This window comes from Nostoc sp. DedSLP04 (genome assembly GCF_034530775.1).
Classification (GTDB): domain Bacteria; phylum Cyanobacteriota; class Cyanobacteriia; order Cyanobacteriales; family Nostocaceae; genus Nostoc.
Genome location: NZ_JAVRCL010000003.1, coordinates 157,097 through 173,412, shown reverse-complemented (window position 1 = coordinate 173,412; position 16,316 = coordinate 157,097). Strand labels below are relative to the sequence as shown.

The 16,316-nt window shown below is 41.7% G+C and carries 17 protein-coding genes; 10 read left to right on the top strand and 7 right to left on the bottom strand.

The window, feature by feature from the left end; genetic code table 11:
* Window positions 1–57: 57 nt before the first annotated feature.
* Entirely contained in the window at window positions 58–771 is a 714-nt protein-coding gene (locus tag RMX89_RS03035; protein WP_322687868.1) for a hypothetical protein, read from the bottom strand.
* A 542-nt stretch (window positions 772–1,313) separates the two neighbouring features.
* Between RMX89_RS03035 and RMX89_RS03030 the strand changes: the two genes are divergently transcribed.
* Both RMX89_RS03030 and RMX89_RS03025 read left to right on the top strand, forming a co-directional pair.
* Window positions 1,314–1,952 carry a peroxiredoxin gene (locus tag RMX89_RS03030; RefSeq protein WP_012412697.1) on the top strand — a complete coding sequence of 213 codons (639 nt, stop codon included), beginning with the start codon at window positions 1,314–1,316 and terminating at the stop codon, window positions 1,950–1,952.
* A 116-nt stretch (window positions 1,953–2,068) separates the two neighbouring features.
* Window positions 2,069–2,653, top strand: a complete 585-nt coding sequence (locus tag RMX89_RS03025; protein WP_322687867.1) for a Uma2 family endonuclease — start codon at window positions 2,069–2,071, stop codon at window positions 2,651–2,653.
* Between the two features lie 29 nt (window positions 2,654–2,682).
* Here RMX89_RS03025 and RMX89_RS03020 read toward each other — a convergent pair whose 3' ends face one another.
* The gene (locus tag RMX89_RS03020; protein WP_322683379.1) at window positions 2,683–3,381 is read right to left on the bottom strand and encodes a DUF305 domain-containing protein; all 699 of its coding nucleotides are present in this window, start codon (window positions 3,379–3,381) and stop codon (window positions 2,683–2,685) included.
* Window positions 3,382–3,832: 451 nt separating this feature from the next.
* Between RMX89_RS03020 and RMX89_RS03015 the strand changes: the two genes are divergently transcribed.
* From RMX89_RS03015 to RMX89_RS02990, 6 genes are all read left to right on the top strand, one after another.
* Window positions 3,833–4,522, top strand: coding sequence for a hypothetical protein (locus RMX89_RS03015; RefSeq protein ID WP_322683378.1), 690 nt, complete (start codon window positions 3,833–3,835; stop codon window positions 4,520–4,522).
* Window positions 4,523–4,589: 67 nt separating this feature from the next.
* A complete protein-coding gene (locus RMX89_RS03010; protein WP_322687922.1) occupies window positions 4,590–5,030 on the top strand; it encodes a hypothetical protein in 441 nt (146 codons plus the stop codon).
* Between the two features lie 631 nt (window positions 5,031–5,661).
* Window positions 5,662–6,078 (top strand): hypothetical protein, encoded by a 417-nt coding sequence (locus tag RMX89_RS03005; RefSeq protein ID WP_322687866.1) that lies wholly within the window; start codon window positions 5,662–5,664, stop codon window positions 6,076–6,078.
* Window positions 6,079–6,089: 11 nt separating this feature from the next.
* A complete protein-coding gene (locus RMX89_RS03000) occupies window positions 6,090–6,329 on the top strand; it encodes a hypothetical protein (protein WP_322687865.1) in 240 nt (79 codons plus the stop codon).
* 751 nt (window positions 6,330–7,080) lie between these two features.
* Window positions 7,081–7,380: a hypothetical protein gene (locus tag RMX89_RS02995; RefSeq protein WP_322683374.1), complete on the top strand. Its 300-nt coding sequence runs from the start codon at window positions 7,081–7,083 to the stop codon at window positions 7,378–7,380.
* Between the two features lie 466 nt (window positions 7,381–7,846).
* Window positions 7,847–8,569, top strand: a complete 723-nt coding sequence (locus RMX89_RS02990) for a TerC family protein (protein ID WP_322687864.1) — start codon at window positions 7,847–7,849, stop codon at window positions 8,567–8,569.
* A gap of 83 nt (window positions 8,570–8,652) precedes the next feature.
* Here RMX89_RS02990 and ndk read toward each other — a convergent pair whose 3' ends face one another.
* Window positions 8,653–9,102 carry a nucleoside-diphosphate kinase gene (ndk, locus tag RMX89_RS02985; RefSeq protein ID WP_322687863.1) on the bottom strand — a complete coding sequence of 150 codons (450 nt, stop codon included), beginning with the start codon at window positions 9,100–9,102 and terminating at the stop codon, window positions 8,653–8,655.
* A gap of 262 nt (window positions 9,103–9,364) precedes the next feature.
* On the opposite strand from ndk, the gene speA reads away from it, so the two are divergent.
* The gene (gene speA / locus RMX89_RS02980; RefSeq protein ID WP_322670767.1) at window positions 9,365–11,386 is read left to right on the top strand and encodes a biosynthetic arginine decarboxylase; all 2,022 of its coding nucleotides are present in this window, start codon (window positions 9,365–9,367) and stop codon (window positions 11,384–11,386) included.
* A gap of 126 nt (window positions 11,387–11,512) precedes the next feature.
* Here speA and RMX89_RS02975 read toward each other — a convergent pair whose 3' ends face one another.
* The 4 genes from RMX89_RS02975 to RMX89_RS02960 form a co-directional block, all read right to left on the bottom strand.
* Entirely contained in the window at window positions 11,513–12,682 is a 1,170-nt protein-coding gene (locus tag RMX89_RS02975; RefSeq protein WP_322670766.1) for an NDP-sugar synthase, read from the bottom strand.
* A 544-nt stretch (window positions 12,683–13,226) separates the two neighbouring features.
* Window positions 13,227–14,057, bottom strand: a complete 831-nt coding sequence (locus RMX89_RS02970; protein ID WP_322670765.1) for a ScpA family protein — start codon at window positions 14,055–14,057, stop codon at window positions 13,227–13,229.
* A gap of 83 nt (window positions 14,058–14,140) precedes the next feature.
* Window positions 14,141–14,275 carry a hypothetical protein gene (locus RMX89_RS02965; protein WP_322687862.1) on the bottom strand — a complete coding sequence of 45 codons (135 nt, stop codon included), beginning with the start codon at window positions 14,273–14,275 and terminating at the stop codon, window positions 14,141–14,143.
* Between the two features lie 123 nt (window positions 14,276–14,398).
* Window positions 14,399–15,484, bottom strand: coding sequence for an AI-2E family transporter (locus tag RMX89_RS02960; RefSeq protein WP_322683372.1), 1,086 nt, complete (start codon window positions 15,482–15,484; stop codon window positions 14,399–14,401).
* A gap of 127 nt (window positions 15,485–15,611) precedes the next feature.
* Between RMX89_RS02960 and pdxH the strand changes: the two genes are divergently transcribed.
* Window positions 15,612–16,256, top strand: coding sequence for a pyridoxamine 5'-phosphate oxidase (gene pdxH / locus RMX89_RS02955; RefSeq protein ID WP_322670763.1), 645 nt, complete (start codon window positions 15,612–15,614; stop codon window positions 16,254–16,256).
* Window positions 16,257–16,316: the final 60 nt, after the last annotated feature.

Sequence of the window (16,316 nt, the reverse complement as noted above, 5' to 3'; positions counted from 1 at the left end):
TACCCATACTAGGTGTTTACACCTTTGGCGATCGCTCTTACAGGAAAACAAATGAATTTAACCCAATGCAGATAACAAAAGTTTTTGCCAAATAGGCGCTAGAACCGCTTTCACAACGATATCCGCAATCACAAAACCAATTCCAATCAACATATAAGTTTTCGCAAAGGGAGACTTTGGAACTTCGCCTCTGATGCGAGTTATTAGATTTAATCCTAAAGCAGCTAAAGCCACCCCAGTTGCAATAAACCCGATTATCCGCAAAATTGACCACGGATACCACCCTAAAATAGCTGCTAGCCAGGGTTTAGCACTGATTTTTACTAATTCTGCAACATAAAAATTCATGTAGTTTAGCATCCAAGTGCCGAATATCAATGCCGCACTACTTAAGGTGATAACGCAGAGAATACAAAAAATTCCGTAGTGCAATAAATGGTTTGGTAAAAATAAACGGATTGTTCCTTCCATACCTTCTCCCGTGCGAATCCAGTGGAACATCTCTGTAGTGTATGACTGTCCGCGGAGAATGACTTTTGCTGCTGTTTGTGGCGCGATTGTTGTTGCTATAATCACGGCAATACTCTGCAAAACTCCCCACAATAACATCCACCAAAAAGCACTTTTATATTCTTGACGACGCACTTGTAAAAAGAAAATGGGATAGGGGACAGCAGCACCTAAAATTGGCATCAACCAAGGAACTTCAAAAACAAAACTCGCAGTTGTGCTGAGGATAACACCAATCACTAAAAAGGTTAGTATCATCATAAGTTATTCAAAAATAAGAAATATTTTGTAGTCTTTATTATCCTCAATACTTGCGTTATAAAAATAATTATTTAACAAGTTATAAATTTTTCAAAATCTTGTATCTATGCTAAAAAAGTTTCTCGTAATTCTGCAATAGTGTGGAAATATTGCAACTCAATAAGCCGAGACCTCAATAGCTTGTAGCCATCTATCGCCCTGATATTTGCAATCCTCTATGTAAAGAAAAATCTATAGGGAAGACATATTAATTAAATGCATACATATGAAATTTAGTCAATAGAATTATTGGCATTTGTCCGGGAAAAGGGTAAAGAAACTTAAAATCCTTTCCCTTTAACCTTTACCCTTTCCCCTAAGAGTGCAAAAATATATTTTTGCAAGAGGTCTAATAGTTTTTACCTCTTTTTCGTCCCTTATCCGAAAGCGCTGACAACCTAAAATTTTGTTTCAAACTGCTAAACTCCGACTGGGAAATAGGGGTTTTATGTCATGATGGCATACTAGAATATATATGCTTTTCTAACTACAGGGAATCTCACATGGCTCTCCGTCTAGGTGACACAGTACCCAACTTTACGCAAGCCTCAACACACGGCGACATCGATTTTTACCAATGGGCAGGTGACAGCTGGGTTGTGCTGTTCTCTCACCCTGCTGATTTTACACCTGTTTGTACAACAGAACTTGGCACAGTTGCCAAGCTTAAACCAGAATTTGACAAGCGCAATGTCAAAGCGATCGCACTCAGCGTTGATGACGTAGAATCCCATAAAGGCTGGGTGGGAGACATTGAAGAAACTCAAAGCACCACTCTTAACTACCCGATTTTGGCGGATGCGGATCGCAAGGTTGCCGATCTGTACGACATGATCCACCCCAATGCTAATGCGGCTGTGACAGTGCGATCGGTTTTCGTGATTGACCCCAATAAGAAACTCCGCCTGAGTTTTACCTATCCTCCCAGCACAGGACGTAACTTTGACGAACTTTTGCGGGTGATTGATTCTCTGCAATTGACTGATAATTACAGCGTGGCGACACCAGCTGACTGGAAAGATGGAGAGGATGTTGTAATTGTCCCTTCACTGAAAGATCCAGAAGTACTTAAAGAGAAATTCCCCAAAGGTTATGAGGAAATCAAACCCTATCTGCGGATGACTCCTCAGCCTAACAAGTAAATCTGAAAATGATTTCTGATAAAAAGCAAGGGCGCAAAGATATAATTTTGCGCCTTTGTTTTTTTGCGTGAGAATATAGTCATTGGGCTAGGTATCTGAAGCTGGAGGAAATCCTTATGTTCTCATCTCCTTTGGTTTTGCAAATTCCGTCATCAATGCAAATGACAGACGAACAATTTTTTGAATTCTGTCAGGTGAATCGTGACTTACGCATTGAGCGCAATAAATTTGGAGAATTAGTAATTATGCCTCCTACTGGTTCAGAGACAGGAAATCGAGAAGGTAACATATTTGGGCAATTGTGGGTTTGGTCAGAACAAGATGGTACAGGTATAACTTTTAGCTCTAGTACTGGGTTTAAGCTATCAACAGGTGCAGAACGCTCTCCAGATGCTTCCTGGATTAAACTAGAACGCTGGAATGCTCTGTCTCCAGAACAGCAGCGAAAGTTTGCTCCCATTTGTCCAGATTTTGTGGTCGAACTCAAATCTCCTAGCGACAACCTCCAGACTTTAAAGGAAAAAATGGAGGAATATATGAATGAGCCAGGAATACAGTTAGGTTGGTTGATTGACCGTAAGCAGCGTAAAGTTTATATTTATCGTCCTGGATTGCCAGAAGAATGTTTAGATAATCCTGCTAGTGTAAGCGGCGAGTTGGTATTGCCTGGGTTTATTTTGAATATGAGTAAAATTTGGTGAGAAAATTTTATCGAACAGAATACATAATATTACTTGTTGTACCAAGCTTTTCGCCACTGTTGCATTTGTTTAATTTCGATATCTTGGGCTTTAACAATTTCTTGGGCTAATTTCTTGATTTCAGGTCGCTTAGACTTACTTAAGGCATCTTGCGCCATTGTTACAGCCCCTTCATGGTGAGGAATCATCGCATTGATAAAGCGCAGATCGAATTCCGCATCAGCTGCACCTAAATCTTGACTCATCATCATAGTTTTCATTTGGTCAGATGACATTTCCATCATGTGGCCCATTTGACTGTTGTAAGCCATTGGTTTATCTCCCGCTTTGGGATACCAAGTTTGTCGCCACTGCTTCATCTGAGTGATTTCTTGGTTTTGCGATTTGATGATATTGTCTGCTAGCTTTTTGATTTCAGGACGTTTTGATTTCTGTTGCGCAACATTCGCCATTTCCACAGCCCCTTGATGGTGCGGTATCATAGCGTCGATAAATCGTAAATCAAAATTAGCATCGGCTGGGCCTAAATCCATTCCCATACTGTGATTCATCATGCCACCACCGTGATTCATCATCTGCTTGTCATTAGCATTGCTGGTGGTTTCCTTTGGCGCTTGGCTTTGGTTCTGGGAAGCAGTATTGTTACAGCCTGTAATTAACCCACCAGTTGAAGCGATCGCAGCAAAAGTTAGCGCTAAAAAGCCATTCCTTAAAAATAGCAGTTGCATAAATTTTACTTAACATATTTCTAATTTTAACGATCTAATAATCCAATGAAATTAAGATAAAATCTAAAGATTCCCGACAACTTATTTTTATAAAGCCAGGGATTTTGTTTCTCATTGCACTGGTTGCTCATGCCTATACTCGGTACATAGGAGATTTATCGGGTTTACGAGCGATCTCTAATGTCTGAACCTGCTACTGTAAAATCGATTGCTGACGGTATTTCAGAAAACTAAGTTATTTTGAACCAGAACGTTTACGTGCCAAAGAGGCAGAAGAACGCGCTAAACAAGCAGAGCAAGAAATTGCTCGACTGCGGGAGGCTTTACGTATACAGGGCATCGACCTAGAGAATATTATGATGACACGAGGAAATTAATTAAATACATTTTCAAGTTAAAATCTAGTTATCAATGTGTAAAAAAGTGTAATCTTCTGAAAGTAGGGCATCGTTTGCAAGCAACAGAAATTAAGGATCGGTTAAAGTCCCTTATCGAGCAAGCCTCCTCGATAGATCATAATCTAGCGAGAAGATTAGAAGAAATCAATCGTTGGGTAAAAGACATCAAGCCAGGTTCTCTGACTGCAAAACCCTTTGTAATTGCCTTTCTGCTAGAGGTGATTACAGATTCCACGATTTGGCTGATGATTAAATCCTTACCTTCAGAAGAGGAACAAAAAGCAAAGTTCGAGCTGATGACGCCGATTGAGAGATATTGGTATGGTTATTTATTTCCCAGATGGTTCAATGCAAGTGACTCCAAGTTTTATATTTGGAAACAAAAATTAATGGCAGGCGAGTTTAATCAGGTTGATGATGATATCATTAGATCGATAGCCCAAGATATTGTTCAGCGAGAAGGTAGTTTTTGGCAGCGTTATATAGCCGACCTTTCAATGGCAACAGATTTAATTGTTAGTCGTAACAATCAACCACTGTGCATTCAAGTTACCAGTGTTAGTGAAGAACTTAATCACCAAAAGTATGAAGCTTGGCAAAATACACTGCGATCGTGGGAAATCGAGAGGGGGCTGTTCTTAAGTTACAATCCCAAAGATGCTAATTTTGTCAACCAGTTAGTCAACGTGGCCCTGTATAACAGTGATTACCTTTCTGGTGGCAAATATTTAAAATTTTCGTGATTTTTCAGGAATTTCATATTTCAGATTTGTGTCTAGCCTATATACTTACGTGCTAATTACAGCTTTTATGCCTAATAAAAGAGAAACTCACTGCAACAATCAAGTAGATACATTTGCTGAGGCTTTAGCGACGGCGCGACAAATGCAGCAAAACTGGCTAACTTATGGGGTTGATTTTGTGAATATTTACGTTGAAGATGTGGAGGGAGACTGGCTAGAAACGTGGGGACATGATGAAATATTAGGTAATTTTCAATTAGATACTATCAAAGAATTTCTGGTAAGTAATGATAGTGTAGCTGTGAAAGTAAGAGAGCATTTAGGAGAGCGATCGCTGTTTGATTTTGCCGTAAACTTAGATGAATCTTGGAGAAATTCCCAAACCAATGATAGGTTATCTGCTGTAATACACTTGTTAGCTGGTGAAGGAAATAGTGTTGATACAGATGACATCAGGTTATTGGATTTAGCAAATACTCTTGTGGGAAAGTTAACAGAGATTTTGTGAAATTTAGAATTAAATTGTAGTAAATTGCTTCCAGACGTTATTTACATTTGTCATATTTAGTCCGTCAACGTAGATTTTGGATAAAAATCTTGTACAGAGGCGAGGTAGGATGAGCGAAGGCTGGGGACGCTTATAATTATAAACTTAGATGTTTCTTATGGATGTTGAAGCAATTGTTACTCGCGTTCCAGCCTGTATAAGAAAGGTTTGAGCATTGATTACAAATGTTGAAGCAATTGTTACTTGCGTTCCAGCCTGTATAAGAAATGTTTGAGCATTTATTGCAAATGTTGAAGCAATTGTTACTCACGTTCTAATATGTATAAGAAAGGTTTAAGCATTTATAACAAAGATTAAATATTGTCTTATGAATGTTGAAGCAATTGTTACTCGCGTTCTAGTATGTATAAGAAAGGTTTAAGCATTTATAACAAAGATTAAATATTGTCTTATGAATGTGAAAGCAATTGATTACTCAGGTTAAAACTTTGGTTAATAACGTTGAAAGTTTTTCCTTTAAAGGTAAACCCGACTTTCACCAGAAAAACTGGATTAGCCTTTATCTTTCTGGAATCTAAACATCTGTTATTGTATGCATCAATGAAGATGTCGCTGGATAAGGTAGGATATTTTGGAACCAATCACAGCTAGTGCGATCGCAACCCTCGCTTTTACCAAAGCATTTGAGAAAACTATCGAAAAATTCACTGAAGCAGCCCTGGTAAAAATGGACGAGCTGCGAAAAAAGATTTGGGAGAAGTTACGGGGAAATCGGAAAGCAGAAACAGCCCTCGTTGCTGCTGAAAAAGGCTCGAAACCCGATTTAGACAGAGTTGCTGCTTACTTGCAGATAATTTTACACGAAGAACCGGAGTTTGCTAAAGAAGTAGAAACACTGGCTCGTGAAATAGAGGCTGGTAAGATAGTAGACAAAAGCACTATGACCCAAATCAATCAAGATAATGCCAGGGGATGGCAAACTAAGGTTGAGGGTGGAACAGTTTATCAAGGCGATATTAACATTCATCATGCACGCCCCAATTCTTGAATTGAGCCATCATGAACCAAAGCAACCAAGACAATGCCAAGGGCTGGCAAACTCAGGTTGAGGGTGGAACAGTTTATCAAGGCGATATTCGTATCTACAATTCCCCTACTGGGCAGTTACACTCATCTCCTCCAAATAATATTCCTTATCGGGGTGTCGCCAACTTTGTCAGGCGGGATGAGAAACTTGTAGAACTACATAAAAAGTTGCTGCAAAATGACAACGCGGCAATTTTGGCTGTTTCAAATTAAAATTCAACAAAAATAATAAACGACTCCTCGAATTCAATAAACGACTCCCCGAATTCAATAAACGACTCTCCAAATTCGATGAACGACACCCTGAATTCGATGAACGACTCCCCGAATTCAATAAACGACTTCCCGAATTCGATGAACGACACCCCGAATTCGATGAACGACACCTCGAATTCGATGAACGACACCCCCCTTAATCCCCCCTTATAAAGGGGGGAAATTGAGCAAGTTTACCTCCTCCTTTTGGTAAGGCTACGGTGTACACACATCTTGGTAATCAAGCACAAATCCCGATTTACCCCCCTTAATCCCCCCGATGCATTGGGGGGAAATGTCCGGTTCTCCCCCTTTATAAGGGGGAGTTAGAGGGGGTCAGAAAGACTTGTCTCTACACCGTAGCCTTGGTAAGGGGAGGGTGCGCTATCGCGCAGGTGGGGTATTTCTGTACCTCACAAAGTTAAAATCTGCTGTAAGTAATGCGTTGTAGAAGTGTGTTATTCATAAAAAAATATTCATAAATTATGACGATATTTTTGTTTTTATAAGTTAGTTATAGATACCAAATAACGACAGCAAAAAAATAATTGTAGCTACAAATAAATACTTTTAACTGTTAATTTATTTTTGTTTTAAGATTTTACAAGTATAAAGTTATACTTTAATATACAAATAAGAAAGGCGATCGCCCTCTGCCAAGAATCTGCGATCGCCTTTCTGTAAACCCCCATTCTGGGAGACAATTACAATGATGACACAAGTACAAAAGTTTGTAAAAAATCAGAAGTTCGCCGAATCAGAATTACAACAGTACTTAGATGGCGAAAACTTAAATACACTCATTCTGAATCAATCTTCTGAAAATCAATTACCGAAAAGAGAACCGATTAAACATCTATTAATAGGTTCTCCAAAAGCAGTTACTAGCACAATTCACTATTTGCAAGTGATTGGCTACGCCAGCATCGGCGATTGGAGTCCGCTACTACCAACCGCCAACCCAGGCGAGGTAATGAGTATTTTAATCCGTCAGATTTTAATGCAATAGGATATATCAAGATGGTGCGTTGTCGTGCAGCGCAACGCACCCTACTTGAACTTCATCTGTCGTAGGGGTTTAGCAATGTGCTAAACCCAAAAAGCAGTGATTTTAATCAGAAAATAGCGCCTGACTTTTCACGTTATCTAGAAAAGTCCACGAAAACCTAACCCCCTAACCCCCTTCCCGACACCGGAAGGGGGAAAATTCAAAGTCTCTCTCCTAAAAGGAGAGAGATTTAGAGAGAGGTTTTTCAGATGTCCATTGCGATCGCACTAAACTAGATGTTAAAACTTTGGGTGTATTGACTTATACGCAAATCACCCCACTCTTAGGGCGATCGCACACATTTAACCCTCTTCAAAATGCACCATAACCACGTTAAGCTGAATTAGAGTGGCAATTTATTGCGCTTTTTAATATGCAAATCTCTGTTCTTGTCAAATTTTAATTTTTTCTGCTTGAGAAACCCGGAATGCTAGACCGAATTTTTGATTACCTCGACTTTCATTTCACCATTGAAGCCCCTATAGTTCTGCTGATCCTGGTGGTTTTAGAGGCGCTGTTATCTGCCGACAATGCCATCGCCTTGGCTGCGATCGCTAGGGGGTTGGAAGACAAGGAACTGGAGCGTAAAGCCCTCAACTTTGGTTTAGTCGTTGCTTATGTGCTGCGAATCAGCCTGATTCTCGCTGCCACTTGGGTACAACAATTCTGGCAATTTGAATTATTGGGCGCTGCTTATCTGCTTTGGTTGGTATTCCAACACTTTACCTCTCAACAAAGTGAAGACGATCGCCATCACGGGCCGCGTTTTAATTCATTGTTGCAAGCCATACCCGTGATTGCATTTACAGATTTGGCATTTTCTTTGGATAGCGTGACAACTGCGATCGCAGTTTCTCAAGAAAAATGGCTAGTGCTGACGGGTGCAACAATTGGTATTATTACGCTGCGATTCATGGCGGGATTGTTTATCCGTTGGCTAGACGAATATGAAAACCTAGAAGACGCAGGCTATGTAACTGTCGCCTTGGTAGGCTTGCGCCTGTTGTTGAAAGTGGTGAACGATAGTTTAGTTCCACCAGAATGGATCATGATTGCTGCTATCTTCCTAATTTTAGGCTGGGGATTTTCTAAGCGTGTTGACACTGAATTGCCCCAAGTAGAACCGGAAAAGAGCGAAGTCTCGAAATAAAAAGAGCAGGGGGCAGGGGGCAGGGGGCAGGGGGAAATAACTAGTTTCTAGTCCCCAGTACCCAGTCCCCAGTCCCTAATGTCTTACTCGTGCAACCAAGGCGATAAGTGTGGTTGCCAACTGACTAATTCTTCATCCTTAAACCATAGGGCTATTTCCCGTTGCGCGGTTTCTTGAGCATCAGAACCGTGGATTAAGTTGCGACCGATATTCAGACCAAAATCGCCCCGAATCGTTCCTGGCTCTGCTGTTAAAGGGTTCGTCGCACCAATAATCTTTCTAGCAGATGCAACGACACCATCACCTTCCCATACCATTGCTACCACTGGGCTAGAAGTGATAAATTCGACTAGACCAGCAAAAAAGGGACGTTCCCGGTGAACATCATAGTGTTGTTCAGCCAATTCCCGACTGACTTTTAGTAACTTTAAACCAACTAGGGTAAAACCTTTAGTTTCAAAGCGACGGATAATTTCCCCCACTAGTCCCCGCTGGACGCCATCAGGCTTAATTGCTAAAAATGTGCGCTCCATTACTATCTCCCAAAGCTTAATAAAGTTTTTATCTAGTCAATTGTCCTTTGTCCTTTGTCCTTCGTCCTTTGTCGTCCTCTGTCTTGAGTACAAGGGTTTTGCACTAATGACCAATGACCAATGACTAATGACTAATGACTAATGACATACGACTCTTGACCAATCAGAGTTTATCTCAGAAATTATCCTTGGGTGCATATACGTTCCTAAATGAATGCGCTAAATTGTTAACTCATGGGTGAAAAACAGAGGTTAGGAAGAAATGGGTGTTGAGTCAACTGCTACATCTGACGAGGTGGTACAAGTACCGTCCAATGGACAAAAATCTGAAGTGAAAAATCATAAACAAAAAAAACTGTTACCACCGAGTCCTACTACCACAGGAGATTTACCTCGCTCCTGGAAAATTGAGGATAGCGAAGCCTTGTACCGCATTGAAGGATGGGGACAACCTTATTTTTCCATTAGCGCTGCTGGTCACGTTACCGTGTCACCCAAGGGCGATCGCGGGGGATCTCTTGACTTGTTTGAATTGGTCAACTCCATGAAACAGCGCAACTTGGGACTTCCCATGTTGATTCGCTTTTCCGATATTTTGGAAGACCGGATTGAGCGGTTGAATGCTTGTTTTGCCAAAGCGATCGCCCGCTATAATTACCCTGGTGTCTATCGTGGTGTGTTTCCTGTCAAATGCAATCAAGAACGGCATTTGATTGAGGATTTAGTGAAATTTGGCAAGCCCCATCAATTTGGTTTAGAAGCAGGTTCCAAGCCAGAATTAATGATTGCTCTAGCTGTGTTGGATACACCAGGAGCATTGTTAGTTTGCAACGGCTACAAAGACCGAGAATACATCGAAACGGCAATGTTAGCCCAAAGACTAGGGCAAACACCAATCATCGTCTTAGAACAGATTGAAGAAGTTGATTTGGTAATTGATGCCAATCGCCAGTTAGGCATTAAGCCGATATTAGGTGTTCGTGCTAAACTCAGTACCCAAGGTATGGGACGTTGGGGAACCTCTAGTGGCGATCGCGCTAAATTTGGTTTGACAATGCCTGAAGTCATCGAGGCTGTTGACAAGTTACGCGAAGCTAACCTGCTCGATTCTTTGCAGTTGATGCACTTCCATATCGGCTCACAAATCTCTGCCATTAATGTAATTAAAGATGCTATCCAAGAAGCCAGCCGCATTTATGTGGAATTGGCAATGCTGGGGGCGGATATGAAATATTTGGATGTTGGTGGCGGCTTGGGCGTAGATTATGATGGCTCTCAAACCAACTTCTATGCATCGAAAAATTACAACATGCAGAACTATGCCAATGACATCGTGGCAGAGTTAAAAGATACCTGTGCAGAGCGGCAGATTCCCGTACCAACACTGATTAGTGAAAGTGGACGAGCGATCGCTTCCCATCAGTCGGTGCTGATTTTTGATGTTCTTAGTACTAGTGATGTCCCTCTCGACAACCCAGAACCTCCACAAGAGGGAGAATCCCCGATTATTAATTATCTTTGGGAAACTTACCAATCCATTAACAAAGAGAATTATCAGGAGTTCTACCACGACGCTACACAATTCAAAGAAGAAGCCATCAGCCGCTTCAACTTAGGAATTTTACGCCTCAGAGAACGAGCTAAAGCCGAACGTCTCTACTGGGCTTGTTGTCAAAAAATTCTTACCATCACTAGACAGGAAGAATACGTACCCGATGAACTAGAAGACCTAGAGAAAATCATGGCTTCCATCTACTACGTGAATATGTCAGTGTTCCAATCGGCACCAGATTGCTGGGCGATCGACCAACTATTCCCGATCATGCCAATCCACCGCTTAGATGAAGAACCAACACGGCGGGGAATTTTAGCAGACCTCACCTGCGACAGTGATGGTAAAATCGACCGCTTTATTGACCTGCGCGATGTCAAGTCGGTTTTAGAATTGCACACCTACAAGCCCGGAGAACCCTATTATTTGGGAATGTTCTTGAATGGAGCTTACCAGGAAATCATGGGGAATTTGCACAACTTGTTTGGCGATACCAACGCCGTTCACATCCAATTAACGCCCAAAGGCTACCAAATTGAACACGTTGTCAAAGGTGACACGATGAGCGAAGTAGTAAGCTACGTCCAGTATGACTCCGAAGATATGGTAGAAAACATTCGCCAGCGTTGCGAGAAAGCATTAGAAGAAAAGCGCATCACCCTAGCAGAATCTCAACGACTACTGCAAACCTACGAGCAGAGTCTTAGAAGATATACGTACTTAAATAGTTAGGAGTTAGGAGTGAAGAGTTAGGAATAAAGTTAAAAGTTAGAAGTGAAGAGGGAAATATGAAATAATAACTCCAAACTCCTAACTCTTAACTCCTAACTCCTAACTCCTAACTCCTAACTCCTAACTTTAATTTGTATTTGTCCCCAACAATTCCTCTATCGCTTGTCGCTCAACAGGGGTATGTGATGGCGGTGTCTGACGGGCATCGGTAATCAGCCAGTCTAAAGCAGCAGCTTGAACATCGATCGCAGCGCCAGTTTTATCTACGCAATAACGTCCAAATACCAGCTTATCGACTAACCGGACTCCAGGTCCCAAGCGCGACCATTCAAAAATGACGCTGTTTTCCACTGTTGCGCCACTACATATCCAACAATTGGGGCCAATCATGGCTGGGCCGACAATTTTAGCTCCGTCTTCGATTCTTGTCATCCCACCAATGTAAACTGGGCCTGTGATATCCACTTTGTCCCAATTTACGGCGACATTTAAGCCAGTGTAAATACCAGGGGCGACTTCATGACCAGGAATTTGTACATTTTTGATTTCACCCAGCAGCACACCACGAATCGCCCGCCAATAGTCTGGAACTTTACCAATATCTACCCATTCAAAGTCCATAGGAATGGCGTAAAAGGGGGCTTTGATTTCTACCAATTTGGGAAACAATTGGCTACCAATGTCATATTCAACATCAGAGGGAATATAGTTAAAAACCTCTGGCTCAAAAATGTAAATACCTGTGTTGATGTTGGTGCTGAGGGCTTCTTCAGTTGAAGGTTTTTCTTGGAAAGCTTTGACACGACCTTCTTCGTCAGTCACAACCACACCATAGCTAGAAACTTCTTCTTTGGGGACAGATTTAGTGATAATGGTAGCGATCGACCCTTTAGCTCTATGCCATTTAACCGCCGCAGTTAAATCCAAGTCAATTAAAGCATCACCACATAAAACTACAAAGGTATCATCAAAAAAGGGTGAGAAATCTTGGATGCGTCGCATCCCTCCAGCTGAACCTATCGCTTCGCCCACCAATTTACCGTCGTCATCAATTTTCCCTTCAAAGGAATAGGCAATTTGCACTCCAAACCGCTGACCATCACGGAAATAGTTTTCTATTTCCTCAGCCAAATGACTAACATTGACTAGAATCTGGTCAAATCCATGATGGCGTAACAGTTCTAGTAAAAACTCCATCACTGGCTTTTGCAGGATGGGCATCATCGGCTTGGGCATAGTGTACGTAATCGGACGCACGCGAGTACCCTTGCCAGCCGCGAGAATCATCGCTTTCATAAAAATTTATTCCTCAACCACAAGCCAGTTTACTTTCATCGAGTGATACTTTATCATCAGTTTTTATTTCTGCTCTAAGTCATCCCCCAGAATAGGGATAACAGGAATTTAGTGGTTATTACAACCATTGATATACTTAGATGACAAGCGATCGCTTATCTTTTCAATTTACTCGGATTTTGCGGCTGAATCAAAAATCTATGACAAAGGAAGCAGCTATGCTGGAGGCAGGAGGAAAACCCATAAATAAATTCCTATTTCTCTAACCAGGAAGTCTTAAATCTTGATGCCCGCACTTTTGATTTAAATTGTTTTGTCTCTTCATGCATAAATATAGGGCGCTGTTATCCGTGACAAAGCGAAAAGTCGGATCGTCGGTTCCGGCGCTCTGTTAGCAACACAAGAGCGTCACTTTTCACCAAAAAGCAACAATACAGCAGTTTACAAGTAGATGAGGTACAAAATGCAGGACTTACGCATCACATATAAACAGTTTCTATCTCTGCCTCCTGCCTCCTGCCTCCTGCCTCCACTTTTGACTTTCTTAGTTCATCGGGTTCTCAAAAGGTTTGCCGATATTAGCTGAATCTCTAATTAAGCGAATTTTAATTTCATGATAAAAATCCTCTTGAAATAGCTCTACCTTCGATTGAGCCGAGAGTAATAGTAGTGCCCAGAAAACGCTAACTAGGTTACTGTGTTTAGACTCGTGTCCAGACCCATTTTGGTTAAGAAGCTTTGTCTTAGTCCACAACTCTACAAGTTGTTCTAAATTCAACCAAGTTTGTTCTAAACTTAGCTCTTTTGCAGACAAATTCAACACCTGCTCCAGTTCCTTAGCGACTTCTGTCAGATTTTCTTGGTGAGCTAACTCCAGCGCCTCTCGCATACTTTGAACGCTAGGTTGACGCCTGGGACGGATAGGTTTGCTGACTTTTTCTACCAGTTTTAGTTGGTTAGCCATAATCTGCAATTGCTCGATTAACTCTTGCAGAGTTACCCGACGCTTTGGTGGTGGCATTGCCGCTGGACGACGACGCAATTGCCGTTCTAAGGGTAGACGATGACCCTGATGTAATACACCGTCCTCACCTTCCAGTAAGGCATCATCTTCTACACCATCTTGTGCATCTCCTACTGTTGACAATTGCATCAAGGTATTTGCCTTGAATAATACCAGCATTGATGCTGATAAAAATGCCTGTCCAGATTGAGACAAGTCCGCTTCATAGCCTCTTGTTATTGCCCCCGGTGCCATCAGTTCTAAATAGCGGTCAATCACCTCGATCACTTGGACATCCCAAGGATCAATTTCCCCCTGCTCGGCTTGGTAAATCAAAAATGTGATTGTTTCTAACAGCTCGGAAGCTTCCATCAACAGGTTCTAAGTTAATTAATGAGAATCAAAAGACTGTAAATTCAAGACTAAATTAATTGACTATTGGCAAAGCGTATACTCTATACATTCGCTTGCGCTTCTTTTTTCAGAAATTGCCTGCTGGCAATATCCTCTAAAATTTGTAATCGATCACCATTGTGAATTGTGAGATTAGATTGTGCAACTTTTGACCTTGGGCATTCGGCATTGGGCATGGGGCATTGGGCATTGAGAAGAGACAAGGTAGACAAGGAAGAGGGGAGAGATAAGAAAAAGACTTGTTCAATAATTCCCCCTTGTCCCCTTGTCCCCCTTGTCCCTTTGTCCCCCCTGCCCCCTTAATCAGGAGGCGAATCATGGGCAATAGTGACAGTTGAGACAAAATCACTCGGCTTGCCGCTCTTAATAGCATCGAAAGTGCCCTTAATAGTACCAGCAATTGGAACAGCAACAATTGTCCCTAACAAGCCAGCAATCTCAAATCCCATCAAAATAGCTACAAAAATCCAAATGGGATTGAGTCCGATAAAATTACCGAGTATCCTGGGAGCTAACAAGTTATCTTTAAGCTGCTGCATGAGAATTGCCGCGATCGCAACTTGAACTGCTAACCACCAATTTTGCAGTAGTACTAAAATTGTCACCAGACCAATACCGAGAGACGCCCCAATAAAGGGAATGAGTTCTGAAATACCGATTAAAATGGCAAACAACAGGGCAAAAGGCACCTTTATAACTAAGAAAATTGGTGTCAGGGTTAGCACCATGAACAATCCTAGTAACAGCTGCCCAAGGAAGAAGTTCTGAAAGTTTAAGCGCAAGGATGTGGTGAGGGGATCTCCAATGTTAGAGGGTAAAAGATTGATCAGACCATACCAGACGCGATCGCCATATAAAAGCATATAAAATGCAAGCACAATGACTAACACTAAGTCAACTAATCCAGAAAGTAGTGTTCCAGCAAATCCTACTGCACCAGAAGCTAGCTGTTGCACTACATTTTGAATGTTGGCATTGATTTGACTACTCACAACCCTCAGATCGATTGGCAAACGTCGTTGCTTTGCCAACATCTCAAACTGCTCTAGGTTTGCTTGACTGGCGGTTAACCAATCAGGGATCTTATTTAACAGTTGGATTGTTTGATCGACGATCAACGGTACTAGGGTAACGCCCAAAATCCCAAGCAGGGTTAATGTTGCCAGTAAAACTACGATCACCGCCTGAGTGCGGGTGATCTGAGCACGTTCAAAGAACTTAACCGGGTAATTGAGCAGAAAAGCCAGAATCGCCGCAATGCTCAAGACAGTAATGGGATGCTGGAAATAGCGAAAAAGTACAGACAGCAACCAGATATTGAGAGCGATAATCGGACCGCTCAGACCATAAATTAACAAGCGTTGAAGGGAGGCTGAACGGCGCATCTGACGCAACCTATTTTAAATATTCCTTGAGAAAATTTGTAAAATTCTTGATGGCACTGATTATCATCATAGATATTTTTAACAAAGATATATATAAGCGTATCTGATAGCAAGGAAACAAATCACAATGGACAAAACTGTAGCTGGTCTTCGCAAAGACTACACCTTGGAAGGCTTGAGCGAACTCGAAGTAGAACTCAATCCTTTTATCCAATTTAAAAAATGGTTCGATCAGGCTCTAGCAGCACAACTCCCTGAACCTAATGCCATGACCATTGCCACAGCCACACCAGACGGTAAGCCTTCAGCCAGAATGGTACTGCTTAAGGATTTTGATGAACGGGGCTTTACCTTCTTTACTAACTACAACAGTCACAAAGGACAAGAATTAGCAGAAAACCCCCAAGCGGCTTTAGTCTTTTGGTGGGCAGAACTGGAACGTCAAGTTCGAATTTCGGGGTATGTGGAGAAAGTTTCCGAAACTGAGTCTGACCAATATTTTCACAGTCGCCCAGCTAACAGTCGCCTGGGTGCATGGGTATCTAATCAAAGCGAGGTCATAGAAAGTCGAGAAGTCTTAGAGCGACGCTTGCAGGAATTCCAAAGCAAATATGAAAATCAAGAGATTTTTCGACCGTCTCATTGGGGAGGCTTACGAGTTATCCCTACAGAAATTGAGTTTTGGCAAGGACGCCCTAGCCGCCTGCACGATCGCTTGCTCTATAGCCGTTTAGATAATGGCACTTGGAAGATTGAGCGATTGTCACCGTGAAGGGGAGGCAGGGGGAGAAATCAATTCAAAATTCAAAATTCAAAATTAAAGAACTTCTGC

Coding starts and splice junctions, on each gene's coding strand:
- RMX89_RS03030 (WP_012412697.1), top strand. CDS start 1,314: ATGGCTCTCCGTCTAGGTGACACAGTACCCAACTTTACGCAAGCCTCA.
- RMX89_RS02990 (WP_322687864.1), top strand. CDS start 7,847: ATGCTAGACCGAATTTTTGATTACCTCGACTTTCATTTCACCATTGAA.
- RMX89_RS02970 (WP_322670765.1), bottom strand. CDS start 14,057: ATGGAAGCTTCCGAGCTGTTAGAAACAATCACATTTTTGATTTACCAA.
- speA (WP_322670767.1), top strand. CDS start 9,365: ATGGGTGTTGAGTCAACTGCTACATCTGACGAGGTGGTACAAGTACCG.
- RMX89_RS02960 (WP_322683372.1), bottom strand. CDS start 15,484: ATGCGCCGTTCAGCCTCCCTTCAACGCTTGTTAATTTATGGTCTGAGC.
- RMX89_RS03020 (WP_322683379.1), bottom strand. CDS start 3,381: ATGCAACTGCTATTTTTAAGGAATGGCTTTTTAGCGCTAACTTTTGCT.
- RMX89_RS03000 (WP_322687865.1), top strand. CDS start 6,090: ATGAACCAAAGCAACCAAGACAATGCCAAGGGCTGGCAAACTCAGGTT.
- RMX89_RS03010 (WP_322687922.1), top strand. CDS start 4,590: ATGCCTAATAAAAGAGAAACTCACTGCAACAATCAAGTAGATACATTT.
- RMX89_RS02965 (WP_322687862.1), bottom strand. CDS start 14,275: ATGCCCAATGCCGAATGCCCAAGGTCAAAAGTTGCACAATCTAATCTC.
- ndk (WP_322687863.1), bottom strand. CDS start 9,102: ATGGAGCGCACATTTTTAGCAATTAAGCCTGATGGCGTCCAGCGGGGA.
- RMX89_RS02995 (WP_322683374.1), top strand. CDS start 7,081: ATGATGACACAAGTACAAAAGTTTGTAAAAAATCAGAAGTTCGCCGAA.
- RMX89_RS03035 (WP_322687868.1), bottom strand. CDS start 771: ATGATGATACTAACCTTTTTAGTGATTGGTGTTATCCTCAGCACAACT.
- RMX89_RS02975 (WP_322670766.1), bottom strand. CDS start 12,682: ATGAAAGCGATGATTCTCGCGGCTGGCAAGGGTACTCGCGTGCGTCCG.
- RMX89_RS03025 (WP_322687867.1), top strand. CDS start 2,069: ATGTTCTCATCTCCTTTGGTTTTGCAAATTCCGTCATCAATGCAAATG.
- pdxH (WP_322670763.1), top strand. CDS start 15,612: ATGGACAAAACTGTAGCTGGTCTTCGCAAAGACTACACCTTGGAAGGC.